We start from the raw sequence: 16,719 nt of genomic DNA, 5'->3' as shown, positions 1-16,719 counted from the left end.
GCCTGTTACCGTTTCAGCTGCCTGATCCGCTGCTGCCGGCTTTCGATCGGCTGCCGCACGGTCGCCGAGGCCGTGCAGGCCTGGCTTAATCGTTTTCGCTCCTGCCACGGCTGCACCACGTTGAGCCACAGCTCGCGCATACCCATGATCGAGATCGAAATCCCGAACGGGATCAGGAAATAGAGGATACGGAACACGACCAGCGTTGCCAGCAATTGTTCCTTGCTGAACTCCGGCAGCGCCACCAGCATCGCTGCGTCGAACACGCCGATCGAGCCCGGGGCGTGGCTGGCGAAGCCGAGCAGCGTCGCCAGGATGAACACGACCGCCAGCGAGACGAAGTCGATATGCGGCTCGGTCGGCATCAGCAAGTACATCGCGAGCGCGCAGAAGCCGAGATCGACGACGCCGATCATGATCTGCAGCAGCGTCAGCTTGGCCGACGGCAGCACCACCTTCCAGCCGTTCTGGCCGAGCTCGCGGCGCTTGTCGCCGGTCAACAGCCAGACGAAATAGGCGCCGATGCCGGCAAGGCAGCCGAGCGCGATCAGCCGGTTCATCGCCGGCGGCAGCAGGTCCATCGCCGATGCCGCCGCGGGGTGCCAGGCCATGCCGAAGCCGAGCACGAACAGATTGCCGAGCCAGAAGGTCAGGCCGGACAGAAAGCAGATCTTGGCGACGTCGATCGCGGAGAGGCCGTAATCGGAATAGATCCGGAAGCGGATCGCGCCACCCGTGAAGACGGTGGCGCCGATATTGTGGCCGATCGTGTAGCTGGTGAAGCTCGACAGCGCTGCGATGCGGTAGGGGACGTGGGTCTTGCCGATCGTGCGCAACGCGAAGAAGTCATAAAAGGTCAGCGTGCAGAACGCCCCGACCACGCAGAGCGCTGCCAACGCGATGCGGTGCGGCGCGATGTCGGTCAGCGCGGTGAGGATGACACCGGTATCGACGCCCTTCAGGGTGTGGACGAGCGAAGTGATCGCAAGCGCGATGATCAACACACTCGCGGCGATCCCAAGCCGTTTCCAGCCGATCTTTTCCTTGAAACCACGCCCAAGCGTGGTCAGCAGCCGAAGCATTCATCCTCCCGGCGGGGCGGCAATTTCAGTGAGACCCGATCACGGACGGCGACGGGTGACGGGCAAACGCACCGTACGCGATGACCCATAAGGCAAAACCGATGCGTTGTGCAGCCCTTGACAAGCCAAGCTTCGGCCCCCGTCCGGTGTCTTTGTCATATTGGGTACATATGTTCTCGCTCTGCGGAATGTGAGTCGCAGCCATGCCGTCCATCGTCATGGGACAACTGCATGTTCCGCCATTCCCAGCGATTTCATCGGCATTTTGCCAATTTTGTGGTCGTTCCGGCACCGGCGTGGGCAAGCTGGCGCACAGCGAATGGACGATATGCATCGGCATGGGGACGAGGGACGCCGCGTTGGCGTTTACCAAAGTGTGAAGTCGATCCGCGCCTGCGCATGATCCGGCTGCGGACCGCGGTTCGGGCCAGGATACGGCGCCCCGAGCCGGTCTGTAGGTCTATTGAGGCAAAACGCCGCGCAAGTGGCTACGGCCAAACGGTCCAGCCAGCGTCGATCATGACACACTTCGATCTGTGGCGAAGTGTTCTATCGAAACGAAGACCTATGTCTCGCATTGGTTGCCCAGAGCGAGGACACGAGCATGCAACAGACATCCCTAAAGCTCCGGCGCATGCCGGACCGGCGCGCGGCGTCCCATCGACAGTCGACCGGGCTGGCGGCCACGCTGACGCTCGCCGCGATGAGTCTCGGTTACGGCGTGGTCCAGCTCGACGTCACCATCGTCAACACGGCGCTCAACGCCATCGGGGCCTCTCTCGGTGGCGGCGTGGCCGAGCTGCAATGGGTGGTCAGCGCCTACACCATCGCCTTTGCCGCCTTCATTCTGACTGCGGGTGCGCTGGGCGACCGGATCGGCGCCAAGCGCATCTTCATGACCGGTTTTGCGATCTTCACCGCAGCATCGGTTGCCTGCGCGGTCGCGCCCGACGCGGTGACGCTGATCGCTGCGCGCTGCGTGCAGGGGCTGGCCGCGGCCATTCTGGTGCCGAATTCGCTGGCGTTGTTGCGCCACGCCTATGCCGACGAGAAGGCGCGGGGGCGCGCAGTCGGCGTCTGGGCCGCAGGCGCGAGCCTCGCGCTGACCGCGGGCCCGTTCGTCGGCGGCGCATTGATCACGCTGGTCGGCTGGCGCGCGATCTTCCTGGTCAACCTGCCGATCGGCCTCGCCGGCCTGTGGCTCGCCTGGCGCTTCGCCGGCGAAACCACGCGCAATCAGCAGCATCAGCTCGATCTGCCGGGCCAGCTCGCGGCGATCGCAGCACTCGGCACGCTGGCCGGCGCGCTCATCGAGGGCGGCGCGCGCGGCTGGGATAGCCCGTTCGTGGTCGCGGGCTTCGCGCTGGCCGCAATCTTCTCAGTGCTGTTCATCTGGCGCGAGGCGCGCGCGGCGCAGCCGATGCTGCCGCTCTCGCTGTTCCGCCACAGGATGTTCGCGCTGACGTCGATCGTCGGTCTCCTCGTCAACGTTGCGTTCTATGGCTTGATCTTCGTGCTCAGCCTCTACTTTCAGCGCGTCAACGGGCTGTCGGCGTTCGCAACCGGGCTGGCGTTCGTGCCGATGCTCGGCGCCGTGCTGCCCGCCAACCTGATCGCGCCGCATGTCGCCGAGCGGATCGGCGCGCCCCGCACAATCGCGCTCGGCGCGGCGCTCTCTGCCGCCGGATGTGTGGGGATGCTGTTCATCGGCACCGGCACAGGCTATGGCGCGATCTGCCTGCAACTCGTCGCAATCAGTGCCGGCCTCGGCCTGCTGGTGCCGCCCTTGACATCGACGTTGCTCGGCAGCGCCGAGCCGCAGCATGCCGGCATTGCGGCCGGCGTGTTGAATGCGACCCGGCAGACCGGCAGCGTGCTCGGTGTCGCGCTGTTCGGCGCGATGGTCAGCCGATCCGCGGCCTTCATTGCCGGCCTGCACGTGGCACTGGTGATCTCCACCGGCGTACTGCTTGCCGCCGCCGCGCTGATCTGGACCGGCGCATCATCACAAGCGCGGCAATGAGCGAGGCCGTCGTTGCGCGGTCGCAGCGCGGCATTTAACCTCGCGCCGTCGGGGGCCGTCGCCGAGGGGGCCGATCAGATGCCTGCGCCAATCGACCGTCGTCTGTTGCTGCGCCGCGCCGCCATGTTCGGCGCCTCGCTGCCATTTGCCAGCCTGATCGGTTCGGCTCGCGGAGAGGCACCCGGTCTGATCGCGCGCAGGGTATTCTTCGACAATCCCGATTACATCAATGTCCGCCTCAGCCCGGACGGCACGCAACTGTCCTGGGTCGCGCCGCTCGACGGCGTGAACAATCTCTGGATCGCGCCGCTGTTCGACCTCAAGGCCGCGCGGCCGGTCACGCGCGTCACCGACCGCAACATCTCGTCCAACTATCGCTGGGCTCACACCAACCGTCATGTGGTGTTCTTCCGCGATCGCGACGGCGACGAGAACTGGCGAGCCACCAGTGTCGACATCACCGACGGGAAGCTTGTGCCATTGACGCCGGAGGCGGGCGTTCTGGCCTTCTTGCAGGAGTCCGATCGCAAATTCCCCGAGGAGATGCTGCTGCGGCACAACCAGCGCGACAAGCGCTACCACGACATGTACCGCGTCAACATCGTGACCGGCACCAGCGAACTCGTCTACGAGAACCACGACTATACCGGGTTGATCACCGACAGCACGTTCCGGCTGCGGCTGGCATCGCGCCTGATCGCCGACGGCTCCGCCGAAGTGTTCGAGCGCCGTCCGGAAGGCGGCTGGGCTCCGTTCATGACGGTGCCGATCGCCGAGACCGATACGACCCAGCTGCTGGATTTCAGCGCCGACGGCAAGACGCTGTACCTGATCGACTCGCGCGGCCGCGACAAGGCGGCGTTGTTCGCCCTCGACATGGCGACGCGCCAGACCACGCTGCTTGCCGCGGACGACGATGCCGACATCGTGCGGGCGATCTTCGACGAGAATCGCCGGCCATTGGCGGCGCTGGCGATCACAGACCGGATGCGCTGGCACGCCGTCGATCAAAGTGTCGCCAACGACCTCGCCGATCTGGGCCGTTACGGCGCCGGCGACATCAGCTTCGTCAGCAACAGCGACGATCTCCGGCTCGGCACGGTCCATTTCGAGCGCGACACCGCGAGCGGTGAATACGCGCAGCTCGACCGCAAGACGCGCGAGGTGCGCAAGCTCTTCACCCAGCGCCGCGCCCTTGACGGCCTGGCGTTGCGCCAGCTGGAACCGGTGGTGATCCCCTCGCGCGATGGCCTGCGTCTCAACTGCTACCTGACCCGGCCGGTCGAGGCCGAAGCCGGCCGCGTGCCGCTGGTGCTGGTGATCCATGGCGGCCCGTACTACCGCGACACCTGGGGCTTCAGCCCGGTCCATCAATGGCTGGCCAGCCGCGGCTATGCGGTGCTTGCCGTCAACTACCGTGGCTCGACCGGCTTCGGCAAAGCCTTCGTCACTGCGGCCGATCACGAATGGGGCGGCAAGATGCATGACGATTTGATCGACGCGGTCGATTGGGCGATCGCGCAAGGCATCGCCGATCCAAAGCGCGTCGGCTTCTTCGGCGGCAGCTATGGTGGCTATTCGGCGCTGGTCGCTGCGACCAAGACGCCCGACACCTTCGCCTGCATCGTGGATCTGTTCGGCATCTCCAATCTGGTCACCTTCATGGCGACGATCCCGCCCTACTGGGGCCCGTGGATCAGCGTCTGGAAAAACCGGCTCGGCGATCCCGACACCGAGGCCGGCCGCGCGTTCCTGGTCGAACGTTCGCCGCTGACCCACATCGACCGCGCCGTGAAACCGATCCTGATCGCCCAGGGCATGCGTGACGTGAGGGTCGTGGCCGCCGAGTCCGAGCAGATGGTCAATGCGCTCAAGCAGCGTGCCGTGCCGGTCACCTACATCACATTCGCCGACGAGGGGCACGGCTTCGTGCGACCGGAAAATCGGCTCGCCTTCTATGGCGTCACGGAAGCGTTCCTCGCCACACACCTTGGCGGCCGTTGCCAGCCGATTGGCAATGATTTCGCGGGTTCATCGCTCAAGGTCGAGACCGGAGCCGAACTGGTGCCCGGGCTGCGCGGCTGAGACGAATTGCGCCGCCAGGTCGCCGTTGTCCGCAACTGCATCGCGTGCATTCAAGGCTTCTTCACCATGCGTGGAGCGGTGCTGCACTGCGGTTACCGTTCGTACACCAATGCGCTTGCTTTTATGGGTCCATAACTGGGGCCTATAATGTATCGCGTTTTGACTTGTCTCACCTTGGAACATGACTGGCGATTGGTCGTCCTTGGTGGGGTGATCTGCCTGCTCGCCAGCGCCGTCACGATCAGCCTGTTTCACCGCGCTCGCGCCGCAGAGGGGCGTGCCCGCGAGGTCTGGATCGGACTGGATGCGGCGATCGGCGGCTGCGGCATCTGGGCCACCCATTTTGTCGCGATGCTCGCTTACGACCCCGGCATTGCCGCGGGCTACAACATTCCGATCACGCTGCTGTCGCTGGTGCTGGCGGTTGCGATCCTGGCCGTCGGATTGGCCGTCGCCTCGCTTGACGAACGCTGGTCGATGGCTGCGGCCGGTGGCGCGATCGTCGGCGCCGGTGTCGCGGCGATGCATTACACCGGCATGCTGGGGCTGGAGCTGCCGGCGCGCATCGTCTGGTCGCACGGCATCGTGTTCGCCTCGATCGCGTTCGGAGGCCTGTTTGGCGCACTCGCGCTTGTCGTCGCCACCCGCGGCGAACGTCTTGGCATCACGGCCGCCGCGACGGTTCTTCTGACCATTGCGATCGTCTCGCATCACTTCACCGCGATGGGCGCGGTGACGCTGGTCCCGGATCCGACGATCGTGTCCGACAGCGTGTCGGTCTCGCCGCGCGTGCTCTCGTTCATGACCGCGGTTGCGGCCTTCACGATCCTCGGCCTCTCGCTGATCGCCTCCATCCTCGATCGTCGGGCCAAGACCGAACTCCACAAGCAGAAGGTGGTGCTGGATACCGCGCTCGAGAACATGTCGCAGGGGCTGTGCATGTTCGATGCGGATGGCCGCATCATGCTGTACAACGAGCGCTACAGCGAGATGATGGGACGCAATGGCGTGCCGCTCAAGGGACGCCTGCTGATCGATGTCCTGCAGGATCTGCATTTCGTCGGCGAGTGGGATGGCGATCCCGAGGAGCTCTGCGATGCCCTGATCGCCGAGGCAAAGGCCGGCAACAGCGGGACGCGGATCATCAGCCGCAATGACCGCGCGATCCGCGTCGTCGACCAGCCGATGAAGGGCGGCGGCTGGGTCGCCACCTTCGAAGACATCACCGAATGGCAGCAGGCCCAGGAACAGATCTCGCACATGGCGCGGCATGACGCGCTGACCAACCTGCCGAACCGGACCTTGTTCCGCGAGCAGCTCGAGAAGGCTTCGCGGCTCGCCAAGCGCTCCGACCAGCTCGCGGTGCTCTGTCTCGACCTCGATCATTTCAAGGAGATCAACGACACGCTCGGGCATCCGATCGGCGATGCGCTGCTCCGCGAAGTCGCGCGCCGGCTCGGCGAATGCGTGACCGAGCACGACACCGTGGCGCGGCTCGGCGGCGATGAATTCGCCATCGTGCAGTTCTGCAGCAACTGCGAGCCGTCGGTCGTGTCGTCGCTGGCAAGTCAGGTGGTCGAGCGGATCGCGGCGCCCTATGAGATCGGCGGCCATCAGCTCGTGATCGGCGTCAGCATCGGCATCTCGCTGGCGCCCGAGGACGGCAAGGATCCCGACGAATTGCTGCAAAAGGCCGATCTTGCGCTGTACCGCGCCAAGGCCGACGGCCGCGGCACCTATCGCTTCTTCGAGGCCGGGATGGATGCGCGTGCGCAGGCACGGCGCCTGCTGGAGCGCGATTTGCGGCTCGCGCTCGAGCGCGACGAGTTCGAGGTCTATTATCAGCCAATCCGCGACGTGGAGGGCGATCGGGTCGTCGCCTTCGAGGCGCTGGCGCGCTGGAATCACGCGTTGCGCGGACTGATCGCGCCCAACAATTTCATTCCTGTCGCCGAGGAAACCGGACTGATCGTTCCGCTCGGCGAGATCGTGCTGCGCAAGGCCTGTCTGGAGGCCGCGCGATGGCCCGCGGACATCGCGGTGGCGGTCAACCTGTCTCCGGTGCAGTTCAAGAACCCGAACCTGGTGTCGTCGGTGAAGGCGGCGCTGCAAGCATCGGGCCTGTCGGCGGACCGGCTCGAGCTCGAGATCACCGAATCGGTGCTGCTGCAGAACAGCGAGGCGACGCTTGCGGTGCTGCACGAGCTGCGCGGTTTCGGCGTCCGCATCTCGCTCGACGATTTCGGCACCGGCTATTCCTCGCTGAGCTATCTGCGCAGCTTCCCGTTCGACAAGATCAAGATCGACCGTTCCTTCGTGATGGACCTGGCGACCCGTGAGGACTCGATGGCAATCGTGCGCGCGGTGACCGGCCTCGGCAAGAGCCTCGGCATCGTCACCACGGCCGAGGGCGTTGAGACCGACACTCAGTTCGACCTGCTGCGTCAGGAGGGCTGCACCCAGGCACAGGGCTATCTGTTCAGCCCCCCGCGGCCGGCGGCCGAGATTGCCAGGATGCTGCACCGGGCGCCGGAGCGGTCAGTGGCCTGACTGGATTCTTGCCGGACGCGTCTTCTTGACGCGAACCGGCGTCCGCTTGGCTCGGGCGTTGTTCACAAATTGGTAGCGTCCGCTTTGCACTCGAACGGCGACGCTGAAACCGAGATGGCGGCATGTCGGCCTTGGGCCATTACCAGACCAGCGCCTCAAGAGCCGCGCCGTCTTCAAACTGGCTAACAATTGGTGAAAGCGAAGTAAGAAGGTATCAGTAGACGCTGATTAATCGTGCAACCTCTGTTTGTTATTGGACCGAAATGCTATGCGGTCAAAGCCGCGACTGCTGGAAGTGGTTTAACATGAAAACAATCGCTGCATGGCTCAGCGCCATCATCTTCCTCGTGTTCTGCACGAGGCTCATACTGGTGCCCCGGGAATTCCGGGCTCTCGGCGGCTGGAGTTTCACGAAGTCGGTCGAGGTCACCACTCCCGGCCAGGATCGCGGCTACTATTACCGGTTCAAGGCCAGCTTCGCTTACAAGGGCGATCCGCTCGATTTTGATATCGTGGTTGGCTGCAATGTCAGGGTCACGACCTACAAGGATAGTGATCGGACCGTCGAGATCGACATCGCGCCGATGGTGTATGGCCTAAAAATGAAAGACGGCCGGGGCGTTGTGGTGCGTCCACCGGAAGCTTGCCAGGGAGAGACGACGGAAAACGGCAAAGTGCCCGCTACGCTGCTTCCGCTGGTTGTGACCTACGAAAATGCGGACGCGCCCTGGCTCGGTCTCGCCTATGTCTCGGAGGACGCCTACGCAAGCCCGATTTCCGAACTCAAATTCTTCGGCGCCACAGTTAGCAGAGCTACGCGCGAGGAATGGCAGGAATGGCGCCGCACCGAGGCGGCGAAGAATTTCGTTACCTATGAGGTTCTGGGAATAAATAGAAAGAACATATGGGATCACGTGCATTGGAGGCCGGGCTATCGGGCCATGCCTTCCAACTGCAAGGGCTTTTCTTGGGTCAAGCTGCCCGAGCCGGTGCGCGAAGCCATTCGTCCCTATTGGCCTGCGAGCAAGCCCAGGTATTGGCATCCAAATTCCGACGCGCAGCGCGCTTTCCGAACGGTGGGGGCGTATGAAGGGTATCACGACAAAAATCTAAAAGCAGTGCTCTTTGACGGCCATCCGCTTTACTCATACTTCCACGCGGAGCCCAGCAAGCCGGAAGTCAAATTTTTATCAAAAGAAAGCGCGGTTGGTGCTCTCTACCCCGCGAGGTCTGACGTCTCTTTCAATCGCCTTGATGATAGTGGCGATTTGTCGGTGGAGATCAAGGCGAAGTCGAGAAAGAGTTGGGCGGATGGCAACACTGATCCGCAACTCAAAGGCTTCGCTTATTGCGATCTCGTGGACAATGTCGCCGATACGCCGTCTGCCGTTTCGTATGCCCAACTCCTCGACAGTCGAGTCAATGGCGAACCGATTAGTGAGGATGCACTGACCTGGCACGAATCACAGTTTAGCTTCGCTTTTGAGCGGGATGAGTACGTCTTCATCTTCCGGACTTATCCGCTGGTGAGTGCCTTTGGAGGGTTGTGAAGTTATCGACTTCGCGAGACATGTCCGCTTTGGGTCATAAGCCGTCTGCGGCGACCGAGCGGAGCGACGTCCGCTTTACCTCGGAGTCCGGACGTTTACGAATAGACGCGCTAGCTCTTCCTCAGCGCAAAATAGGCGCCGCAGAACGCCATCACGGCGCCGAGGCACAGTGCGGCGAGACCGGCGACCACGGCGGAAATGGTCGAGACCGTGCTCGGCGCCGAGGCGGCCTGGCCGGCGCCGGCCAGCATCAGCACGCCGACGACGATCAGGAACTGCCGCATCCGCTGCGGGATCTGGCCGGCCACCGCGCTGTGCATCAGATTGGCCGTGAAGTAGCCGCCCGAAAACCCGACTGATGCGATCAGCCACCAGGCGATCGCCGCGCCGGCCGGCATGAATTCGTGGGTATCGGAGCGCCACAGGCCGCCGAGATCGAGCCCGTAGCGCGCGCCGAGCATATGCACGGCAAGCGCCAGCAGCACGCCGGATATCATCGCGCCGCCGAGGATGAGGTAACGCGGAAAATAGGTCGTCTCGGGCATGGCTCGCTTGTAGGATAGGCACGACAGTCCGCGCAAGCGTGCGGATGTGTCTGAACAGGTGGAACGGCGGATTGCCAACAACGTTGCAGGACCGGTCGGAGGCAGGCGAGGGCGCAATGCGCTATGCGTACAAGGCCTCGTTGGTCGGCTCGGCGCACCAGTTCGAGCTGACCGAGGACGGGCTGTCGTGGCGGATCGCCGGCCGGTCGGGCGTCTGGGACTACGCCGATATCTCCGCCGTCAAACTGTCCTATCGCCCGGTCTCGATGCAGCAGCAACGATTCCGCGCCGACATCGACAATGCCAAGGGCGGTCGGATCGCGATCCTTTCGACCACCTGGCAGACCGCGACGCTGGTCGCGCCGCAGGGCCATCTCTACCGCGACTTCATCGTCGAGCTGCATCGCAGGATGCAGGCGGCGGGCAGCACGGCCAGGCTGGTCGGAGGCCTCGGGCCGAAGACATACACCGCCGCGCTGGCGCTGCTGGCCTGCCTTGCGGTGGCCATGCTCGGCTTGCTGGTGATGGCGCTGTTGACCGCGAACTGGATGGGCGCGCTGTTCCTGGTCGGCTTTGCCGCGCTGTTCACGTGGCAGGTCGGCGGCTTCGTCACCCGCAACCGCCCGCGGCGTTACAGCTTCGATCAATTGCCCGAAGCGCTGTTGCCGAAGATCACCCGCAATCAAGCGCAATGAAATGTGACTTCGTGCGCAGGCCCGCACGCGGCATCGTCGCAGCGACGTTATGGCCGGGGAGAGCGGGGCGTGCAGGATCGAAGTTTGCGGATGCCGTCTGACGACGAGATCGCCGCGATCAATGCGCAGCACCTGATCGAGACCCCGTTGAGGCCCGCCGATCTGCTGTTCGTGTTCGGCACACGCGACGATGCGGCCGAGCGGGCCGATGCGGCTGTCCGCCTCTGGCGCGACGGCTTTGCGCGATGCTCGATCGTGAGCGGGGGCATTACGCCGGGCGATGACCGCTCGGAATGCGAAATCATCAAGGCTGCGATGGTCGCGGGCGGCGTGCCCGCCGAGCGGATCCTCGAAGAACATCGCGCGCAGAACACCGGCGAGAATGTGATCTTCTCGTTGCCGGTGATCGAGGCGGCGCTGGGGCTGGCAAATATCAAAAGCGTGATCTGCCTCGGCAATAGCTGGACCGCACGGCGCTATCCGATGACGCTGCAACGGCACTGGCCGGAGGTCGAGAAGATGCTGGTGATGGTGGATAGCTTTGCGGTCCCGCGGGCGCACTGGCACACCGTTCCCGAGTTTCGCCGCCGCGTCCTCACTGAATGGGACAAGATCGAACCGTACAGAGCGAGGGGATTCATCGCGGAGTGGCCGGTCGCTTGAAGGCAGCGGTTGGGGCGATGTAAGCGGGCTGTAAGCAACACGCTGTAACATTGGCGCCTGATTTGCTTACAGCGGAGTGTCAGATGACAATCCGGACCCCCATTCTCGCTCTATGCCTCGTCCTCCTGAGCATCTCACCGGCTCTCTCCAAGGGCAGCGTCGGGAACAAGCACGATCCGGTTGATCCCAATCATATCGACGACCTGCCCCTCGATGTGCGGCAATACGTTGCCGGAATTTGCCGGGGAACGCCGGTCGCGCAGCACGACTTCGCGACCTACTCACCACAGGAAAGGCGCTGGCGGATCAACCTCGAATATCTGCAGTGCGGCGTGATCGGAGAGTATCGCAGAGGCAACCAGTGCCTCGATGTCGACTTCGTTGCGGAGGGCGCGCATTTTCGTCTCGCTCGAAAGACGTATGCCGCCTGCGGTTATTGATGTTGGTGCTGCGTTCCGAAGGCCGGCAACTCGGAGTGAATGCGCGACGTCACTCCGTCGAGTCGAAATCCTCTTCGGTCGCGCTCAGCATGCCCGCAAGCGTGCGCAGGCCGAGGTCGAGCTGCTCCATTGGCGGCGCGGCAAGCGCGAGCCGCACCGCATTGGGCGCGTGCCCCGGCGTGGCGGCGAAGGTGGTCGATGGCGTCAGCGCGATGTCGCGGCGCGCTGCGGCTGCGACCAGGGTCTGCGAGCGCCAATGCGGCGGCAAGGTGAGCCAGAGGTGATAGGACTTCGGGTTGGTCTGGATCTGGAAATCGGCCAGATGCTTCGCCGCGATCTGCTGGCGGCGGCTGGCGTCGATCCGCTTCAGCCGTGACAATTCGGCGGCGGTGCCATCGGCCATCAGGCGCTGCCCCGCGGCGAAGGCGTAGCCCGACGCGGTCCAGCCGCCCGAGCGTACCGCGGCCATGACGCTCTCGCGCAGCCGCGGCGGCGAAACGATGAAGCCGAGCGCGAGGCCCGGCGCGACCTTCTTCGACAAGCTGTCGAGCACGATGCAGTTGTCCGGCGCGAGCGCGGCCAGCGGCACCTCGTCGTCGAGGAAGCCGTAGACGCCATCCTCGATCACGACGAGGCCGAGCTTTTCCACCACGCGCAACAGCTCGGCGCGGCGCTCGGCCGGCATCGTGATGCTGAGCGGGTTCTGGATCGTGGGCTGCACATAGATCGCGGACAGATGCGCCTCGCGGTGCGCCTTCTGCACCGCGTCGGGGCGGACGCCGTGCTCGTCCATCGCGAGCGGCACCAGCGAGACGCCGAGCCGCGCGGCGATGCCCTTCACGAAGGGATAGGTCAGCGCCTCGACGCCGCAGCGTCCGCCGGGCGGCACCACGGCAGCGAGCGCGGCGGCGATGCATTGCCGACCATTGGCGGTGAATACGATCTGGTCCGGATTCGGCGTCCAGCTCTTGCGTGCCAGGAATTCGGCGGAGATCGTCCGCGCCGCCCGCGTGCCGTAACTGGTTGCCGGCCGCAGCGCGCCCTCGAGCACCTCCGGCCGCTCGAGCCCTTCGAGGCTTTTGGCGATCATCGTCGCCTGGTGCGGCAGCAGTGGATAGTTGAATTCGAGATCGATGCGGGCGCCGCGCGGCTCGGGTGGGGCCACGTTACCGCGGCGCGCTTCGCCGGACACGAAGGTGCCGCGACCGACTTCACCGACCACCAGCCCGCGCCGCAACAGCTCGGTGTAGACCCGGCTCGCGGTCGACACCGCGATATTGCGGTCATAGGCGAAATGACGCTGCGGCGGCAGGCGGTCGCCCGCCTTCAGCGCGCCGCTGGCGATCTCGGCGGCCACCGCATCCGCCAGCTTCAGATATTCGAACCGGGACATTATTGCACCGAGAGCAATGTTTTGCTTGCTCCGAGCAATGTACCGGATCATTTAAGAGGGAACAAGCCCATGATTGTACCGAGGACTGCGCACGCAATCCGAGGTGATGAAGGCGCAGGTGCCGAAACGGCATTTGCGTCAACGGCATAGCTTTGCCGTCTGGGCATCGAAGGAGATGGACGATGACGACGATATCCTCAACCGCCGCTGCGCCCGAGCGGCCCAGTATCTTGGGCGGATTGCTCCGATTGCTCCGACTGACGGGCGATGCGCTCGTGGGCCATTGGATGCGCCGCGAGGCGATCAAGGCGCTGCGCCAGCTCGATGATCGGACGCTGCGCGACATCGGAATCTCGCGCTGCCAAATCGAGCCCGCCGTCGCCGGCGATCTCGATCTGGAACTGGTGCGGATCCGCTAGGCCGCTGTTGCGGCGTTGGAGCATGATCCGGAAAACTACGCATCGGTTTTATCATGCTCAAACAACGAGCTCGGCGCCGGTTTGCAGAATTCACCGAAACTACACCAAAGAAGCGGAAGAGCCCCGGTTTGTGATCTGCGTCGCTCCAAGGTTGTGACGCTCTATGCTAGCGTATTGGTCGCGTACGCTAGCGTGGTAGTTGGGGACCGATGGCCGCTCGCAAATTGTCGCAAGGGCAGGCCCCGACCCGGGAAGCGCGTCGTCGCTGGCACGAGGAGCGGTCGCTGCGCTGTGCCATCAGGCTGGCCCGCATGGGCTACTGGGAAGCGCAAAGCGCTGCCGCGACCGAATTCTGGATATCGCCCGAGCTAGCCGCCTTCTACGAATTCGAGACGAGCGACGGCTTCGTCTCCATCGCCAAGGTGCGCGAGCGCTATCTGCCCGAAAGCCGCAAGGTCCTGGAGTCGCATTATGCGGCCTGCTGGGCGGAGGGGCGGCCCTATGCCGTGCAGACGCGGCTCCGCGGCTCCGACGGCAGCGTGCTCGACTGCGTGGTGCATGGCGAGCCGGAATTCGACGCGCGCGGTCAGGTCCGGCGCGTATCCGGCATTGTCCGCGACGTCACCGAGGAGACCTCCGCACTGCGGCGCCTGGCGGAGAGCGAGCAGCGGCTGGCCGATTTTGTCTCGACCGCCTCGGACTGGTGCTGGGAGACCGACGCCGACCATCGGCTGCTGCCCTATCCCAAATCGCTTGCCGGCAATGCGGCCTTCCAGACGGTGGCCGCCGGCAGGAAGGCGCGCTGGGAACTGGCTTATGCGCCCGAGGACGCGGAGACCATGGCGCAGCACCGCGCCGACATGGAGGCTCGTCGCCCTTTCCGCGACTTCATCTACACGCTGGTCGGCCAGGACGGCTCGCGCGTCAGCATCTGTACCAGCGGCAAGCCGATCTACGCCGATGACGGCAGCTTTCTCGGCTATCGCGGCACGTCCAGCGACATCACCCAGCTCAGGGCGGCCAAGGCGCTGCTCGACCAGCGCACACGGGCGCTGGAGGAAGCCCATCGCCTCGGCAAGATCGGCACCTGGAGCTACCGGCTGGACACCGGCCGCACGGTCTGGGCGCCCGAGCTCTACCAGCTGCTCGGCTTCGCGCCCGACAGGTTCGAGCCGACCGATGAGAGCATGAAGCCCTATTTCCTGGACGGCGACGCCGAACGCTTCCGCGACGTGCAGAAGCGGGTGCTGCGCAGCCGCAGGACCGAGGCCACCGACCTGCGTGTGCTGCACGCCGACGGCACGGCCCGCGATCTGGCCGTGATCTGCAAGGCGGAGGTCGCCCACGACAAGGTGATCGGCATCATCGGTACCGTGCAGGACGTCACCGAGCGCAAGGAGGCCGAGCGTCAGCTCGAGCAGCTCGCCTACAGCGATCCCTTGACCGGTCTTGCCAATCGCGCGCTGTTCAAGCGCCAGCTCGCGACCCTGATCGAGGGTTGCGCGCCGGGAGGCCGGGGCGGCGCGTTGCTCCTGATCGACCTCGATCGCTTCAAGGAGGTCAATGATTCTCTCGGTCATGCGGCCGGCGATGAATTGCTGATCCGGGTGGCGGCTGCGTTGCGACAGGAATTGGGGCCGCGCGCCTTCATCGCCCGGCTCGGCGGCGACGAATTCGCCGTGTTAGCGGAAGGATACGGATCGTCCGACATTGCACTGACCGGGCTTGCCGATCGGCTCATCGGCAAGCTCTCCGGCCCGGTCGATCTCTCCGAAGGCGAGGCCTCGGTCGGCGCCACCATCGGCATCGCCCGCCTGCCGGAGCATGGGACGACGGCGGAAACCGCCATGCGCAATGCGGATCTGGCGCTCTACATGGCCAAGGAGTCCGGGCGCGGCCGGTCGCAATTGTTCGAGCCGGTCTATGCCCAGGCTGTTGATGAGCGGCTCGATCTCGGCCGGCATCTGCGCCACGCCGTGGAGGCGGGCGCGCTCAAGGCCCATTACCAGCCGCAGCTGGATTTGAAGACCGGCCGCGTCACCGGCTTCGAGGCGCTGCTGCGCTGGACCCATCCCGAGCGCGGGCCGATCTCGCCGGCGGAGTTCATCCCGATCGCCGAAAGCTCCGGGCTCATCGTCGATCTCGGCCTGTGGGTGCTGCGCGAGGCCTGCCGGCAGGGCCGCGCCTGGCTCGATGCCGGGCTGCCGCCGCGCTCCGTCTCGGTCAACGTCTCGCCGGCGCAGATCTGGAACGTGGATTTCGAGGCGGCAGTCGCGTCCGCGCTGGCAGAGACCGGCTTTCCGGCGAAGCTGCTCTGCCTGGAGCTGACCGAGAGCCTGTTCGTCGATCATACCGAGCAGCGGATCAGCCGCACGCTGACGGCGCTCTCCGGCCTCGGCGCCCGGTTGGCGCTCGACGATTTCGGCTCGGGCTATTCATCGCTCGGCTATCTGACCCGGCTGCCGTTCGACTGCCTCAAGGTCGACCGAGCCTTCGTGGATGGTATCTCCACTGCTGCTGAAAAGCGCAAACTGCTCGGCGGCATCATCGCGCTGTCGCACGGGCTCGGCATGACCGTCGTGGCGGAGGGCGCCGAGTTGCCGGCCGAAGTGGACGTGCTCGGCAGCCTCGATTGCGACCTGGTGCAGGGCTTCGTGTTCTCGCCGCCGATCGCCGCCGACCAGGCGCCGCTGGTCGCCGCCTCCATCGAGCGCGAGGCGTGTCGGATGCAGCCAAAACGGAATCGCGTCTAGGCGAGCAACGCTTTGCAGCATTCTTTTGCTCGTGGCTTTGCCCTGATGGGGGCAGCTGACCATAGCTGTGCCGAGTGCTCATCAATCGGAGTTGGGTGAGGGTGGCTTGACGTCCACTCTCACCCTAAGAGCGGCGAGAAAGCGGACCTCGCCGGAGGTTCGAGAAGGGCCCAAGAGCGGACATGAGGCCTATCCGCTCCAGCGGTCACAAAGGCTCTTTTGGTTCGTTGTAGAACGGGCCATGTTTGCGTTTTTGCCACCATCCAACAATGAACGGTGGAACGCCGAGCCCTGCCACTACCACGACTATCGCGAAGTTTCGTGGAACGAGATGGTAGTACAACAACACTTGAGATGCACTGGCTCCGGCAAAGAACCCGGCGGCCGCCGCCGTGTATTGCGAGGTATTCCAGCCCGGCCCTTTATTGATCGGGAAACCCATGGATGCTCACTGAGGCAGCCGTCGCGGCCACGAACTTGCGCTCCAACTGTTGATACTTGCTGAACATGTATGCCTGCTC

At 64.6% G+C, this 16,719-nt stretch carries 14 protein-coding genes; 10 read left to right on the top strand and 4 right to left on the bottom strand.

All coding sequences use genetic code 11. The features are described 5' to 3' along the window. Positions 1 to 5: 5 nt before the first annotated feature. The gene (locus tag JQ616_RS15650; RefSeq protein ID WP_212015654.1) at positions 6 to 1,082 is read right to left on the bottom strand and encodes a lysylphosphatidylglycerol synthase transmembrane domain-containing protein; all 1,077 of its coding nucleotides are present in this window, start codon (positions 1,080 to 1,082) and stop codon (positions 6 to 8) included. Between the two features lie 203 nt (positions 1,083 to 1,285). On the opposite strand from JQ616_RS15650, the gene JQ616_RS15645 reads away from it, so the two are divergent. From JQ616_RS15645 to JQ616_RS15625, 5 genes are all read left to right on the top strand, one after another. Further along, entirely contained in the window at positions 1,286 to 1,462 is a 177-nt protein-coding gene (locus JQ616_RS15645; protein ID WP_212015652.1) for a hypothetical protein, read from the top strand. Between the two features lie 254 nt (positions 1,463 to 1,716). After that, on the top strand, positions 1,717 to 3,105 hold the full coding sequence (locus JQ616_RS15640) for an MFS transporter (RefSeq protein WP_433995978.1): 1,389 nt from the start codon (positions 1,717 to 1,719) through the stop codon (positions 3,103 to 3,105). A 78-nt stretch (positions 3,106 to 3,183) separates the two neighbouring features. Further along, the gene (locus JQ616_RS15635; RefSeq protein WP_212015648.1) at positions 3,184 to 5,190 is read left to right on the top strand and encodes a S9 family peptidase; all 2,007 of its coding nucleotides are present in this window, start codon (positions 3,184 to 3,186) and stop codon (positions 5,188 to 5,190) included. Between the two features lie 147 nt (positions 5,191 to 5,337). After that, on the top strand, positions 5,338 to 7,740 hold the full coding sequence (locus tag JQ616_RS15630; protein WP_212015646.1) for an EAL domain-containing protein: 2,403 nt from the start codon (positions 5,338 to 5,340) through the stop codon (positions 7,738 to 7,740). 305 nt (positions 7,741 to 8,045) lie between these two features. Continuing rightward, positions 8,046 to 9,290 carry a hypothetical protein gene (locus JQ616_RS15625; protein ID WP_212015644.1) on the top strand — a complete coding sequence of 415 codons (1,245 nt, stop codon included), beginning with the start codon at positions 8,046 to 8,048 and terminating at the stop codon, positions 9,288 to 9,290. Between the two features lie 110 nt (positions 9,291 to 9,400). On the opposite strand, the gene JQ616_RS15620 is transcribed toward JQ616_RS15625, so the two are convergent. Then, the gene (locus JQ616_RS15620; protein WP_212015642.1) at positions 9,401 to 9,835 is read right to left on the bottom strand and encodes a hypothetical protein; all 435 of its coding nucleotides are present in this window, start codon (positions 9,833 to 9,835) and stop codon (positions 9,401 to 9,403) included. Between the two features lie 116 nt (positions 9,836 to 9,951). On the opposite strand from JQ616_RS15620, the gene JQ616_RS15615 reads away from it, so the two are divergent. The 3 genes from JQ616_RS15615 to JQ616_RS15605 all read left to right on the top strand — a co-directional run bounded on the left by JQ616_RS15615 (position 9,952) and on the right by JQ616_RS15605 (position 11,633). Then, positions 9,952 to 10,530, top strand: a complete 579-nt coding sequence (locus JQ616_RS15615) for a hypothetical protein (RefSeq protein ID WP_212015640.1) — start codon at positions 9,952 to 9,954, stop codon at positions 10,528 to 10,530. Positions 10,531 to 10,599: 69 nt separating this feature from the next. Further along, on the top strand, positions 10,600 to 11,193 hold the full coding sequence (locus tag JQ616_RS15610) for a YdcF family protein (RefSeq protein WP_212015639.1): 594 nt from the start codon (positions 10,600 to 10,602) through the stop codon (positions 11,191 to 11,193). A gap of 83 nt (positions 11,194 to 11,276) precedes the next feature. Further along, positions 11,277 to 11,633: a hypothetical protein gene (locus tag JQ616_RS15605; RefSeq protein WP_212015638.1), complete on the top strand. Its 357-nt coding sequence runs from the start codon at positions 11,277 to 11,279 to the stop codon at positions 11,631 to 11,633. A 49-nt stretch (positions 11,634 to 11,682) separates the two neighbouring features. On the opposite strand, the gene JQ616_RS15600 is transcribed toward JQ616_RS15605, so the two are convergent. Beyond that, positions 11,683 to 13,026 carry a PLP-dependent aminotransferase family protein gene (locus JQ616_RS15600; protein ID WP_212015637.1) on the bottom strand — a complete coding sequence of 448 codons (1,344 nt, stop codon included), beginning with the start codon at positions 13,024 to 13,026 and terminating at the stop codon, positions 11,683 to 11,685. Positions 13,027 to 13,208: 182 nt separating this feature from the next. On the opposite strand from JQ616_RS15600, the gene JQ616_RS15595 reads away from it, so the two are divergent. Then, a complete protein-coding gene (locus JQ616_RS15595; RefSeq protein ID WP_212015636.1) occupies positions 13,209 to 13,445 on the top strand; it encodes a DUF1127 domain-containing protein in 237 nt (78 codons plus the stop codon). A gap of 209 nt (positions 13,446 to 13,654) precedes the next feature. Continuing rightward, positions 13,655 to 16,198: a bifunctional diguanylate cyclase/phosphodiesterase gene (locus JQ616_RS15590; protein WP_212015635.1), complete on the top strand. Its 2,544-nt coding sequence runs from the start codon at positions 13,655 to 13,657 to the stop codon at positions 16,196 to 16,198. 205 nt (positions 16,199 to 16,403) lie between these two features. On the opposite strand, the gene JQ616_RS15585 is transcribed toward JQ616_RS15590, so the two are convergent. After that, on the bottom strand, positions 16,404 to 16,640 hold the full coding sequence (locus JQ616_RS15585; protein WP_212015633.1) for a hypothetical protein: 237 nt from the start codon (positions 16,638 to 16,640) through the stop codon (positions 16,404 to 16,406). Positions 16,641 to 16,719 lie beyond the last annotated feature (79 nt).

It is taken from the genome of Bradyrhizobium tropiciagri, assembly GCF_018130545.1.
Taxonomy (GTDB): Bacteria; Pseudomonadota; Alphaproteobacteria; order Rhizobiales; family Xanthobacteraceae; genus Bradyrhizobium; species Bradyrhizobium tropiciagri_A.
This window is presented reverse-complemented; position numbering and strand designations above follow the sequence as displayed.

What these genes read in the sequence shown, in the direction of transcription:
- JQ616_RS15630 (WP_212015646.1), top strand. Translation starts at nt 5,338, where the DNA reads ATGTATCGCGTTTTGACTTGTCTCACCTTGGAACATGACTGGCGATTG.
- JQ616_RS15605 (WP_212015638.1), top strand. Translation starts at nt 11,277, where the DNA reads ATGACAATCCGGACCCCCATTCTCGCTCTATGCCTCGTCCTCCTGAGC.
- JQ616_RS15615 (WP_212015640.1), top strand. Translation starts at nt 9,952, where the DNA reads ATGCGCTATGCGTACAAGGCCTCGTTGGTCGGCTCGGCGCACCAGTTC.
- JQ616_RS15620 (WP_212015642.1), bottom strand. Translation starts at nt 9,835, where the DNA reads ATGCCCGAGACGACCTATTTTCCGCGTTACCTCATCCTCGGCGGCGCG.
- JQ616_RS15635 (WP_212015648.1), top strand. Translation starts at nt 3,184, where the DNA reads ATGCCTGCGCCAATCGACCGTCGTCTGTTGCTGCGCCGCGCCGCCATG.
- JQ616_RS15595 (WP_212015636.1), top strand. Translation starts at nt 13,209, where the DNA reads ATGACGACGATATCCTCAACCGCCGCTGCGCCCGAGCGGCCCAGTATC.
- JQ616_RS15600 (WP_212015637.1), bottom strand. Translation starts at nt 13,026, where the DNA reads ATGTCCCGGTTCGAATATCTGAAGCTGGCGGATGCGGTGGCCGCCGAG.
- JQ616_RS15625 (WP_212015644.1), top strand. Translation starts at nt 8,046, where the DNA reads ATGAAAACAATCGCTGCATGGCTCAGCGCCATCATCTTCCTCGTGTTC.
- JQ616_RS15585 (WP_212015633.1), bottom strand. Translation starts at nt 16,640, where the DNA reads ATGGGTTTCCCGATCAATAAAGGGCCGGGCTGGAATACCTCGCAATAC.
- JQ616_RS15590 (WP_212015635.1), top strand. Translation starts at nt 13,655, where the DNA reads ATGGCCGCTCGCAAATTGTCGCAAGGGCAGGCCCCGACCCGGGAAGCG.
- JQ616_RS15650 (WP_212015654.1), bottom strand. Translation starts at nt 1,082, where the DNA reads ATGCTTCGGCTGCTGACCACGCTTGGGCGTGGTTTCAAGGAAAAGATC.
- JQ616_RS15645 (WP_212015652.1), top strand. Translation starts at nt 1,286, where the DNA reads ATGCCGTCCATCGTCATGGGACAACTGCATGTTCCGCCATTCCCAGCG.
- JQ616_RS15640 (WP_433995978.1), top strand. Translation starts at nt 1,717, where the DNA reads ATGCCGGACCGGCGCGCGGCGTCCCATCGACAGTCGACCGGGCTGGCG.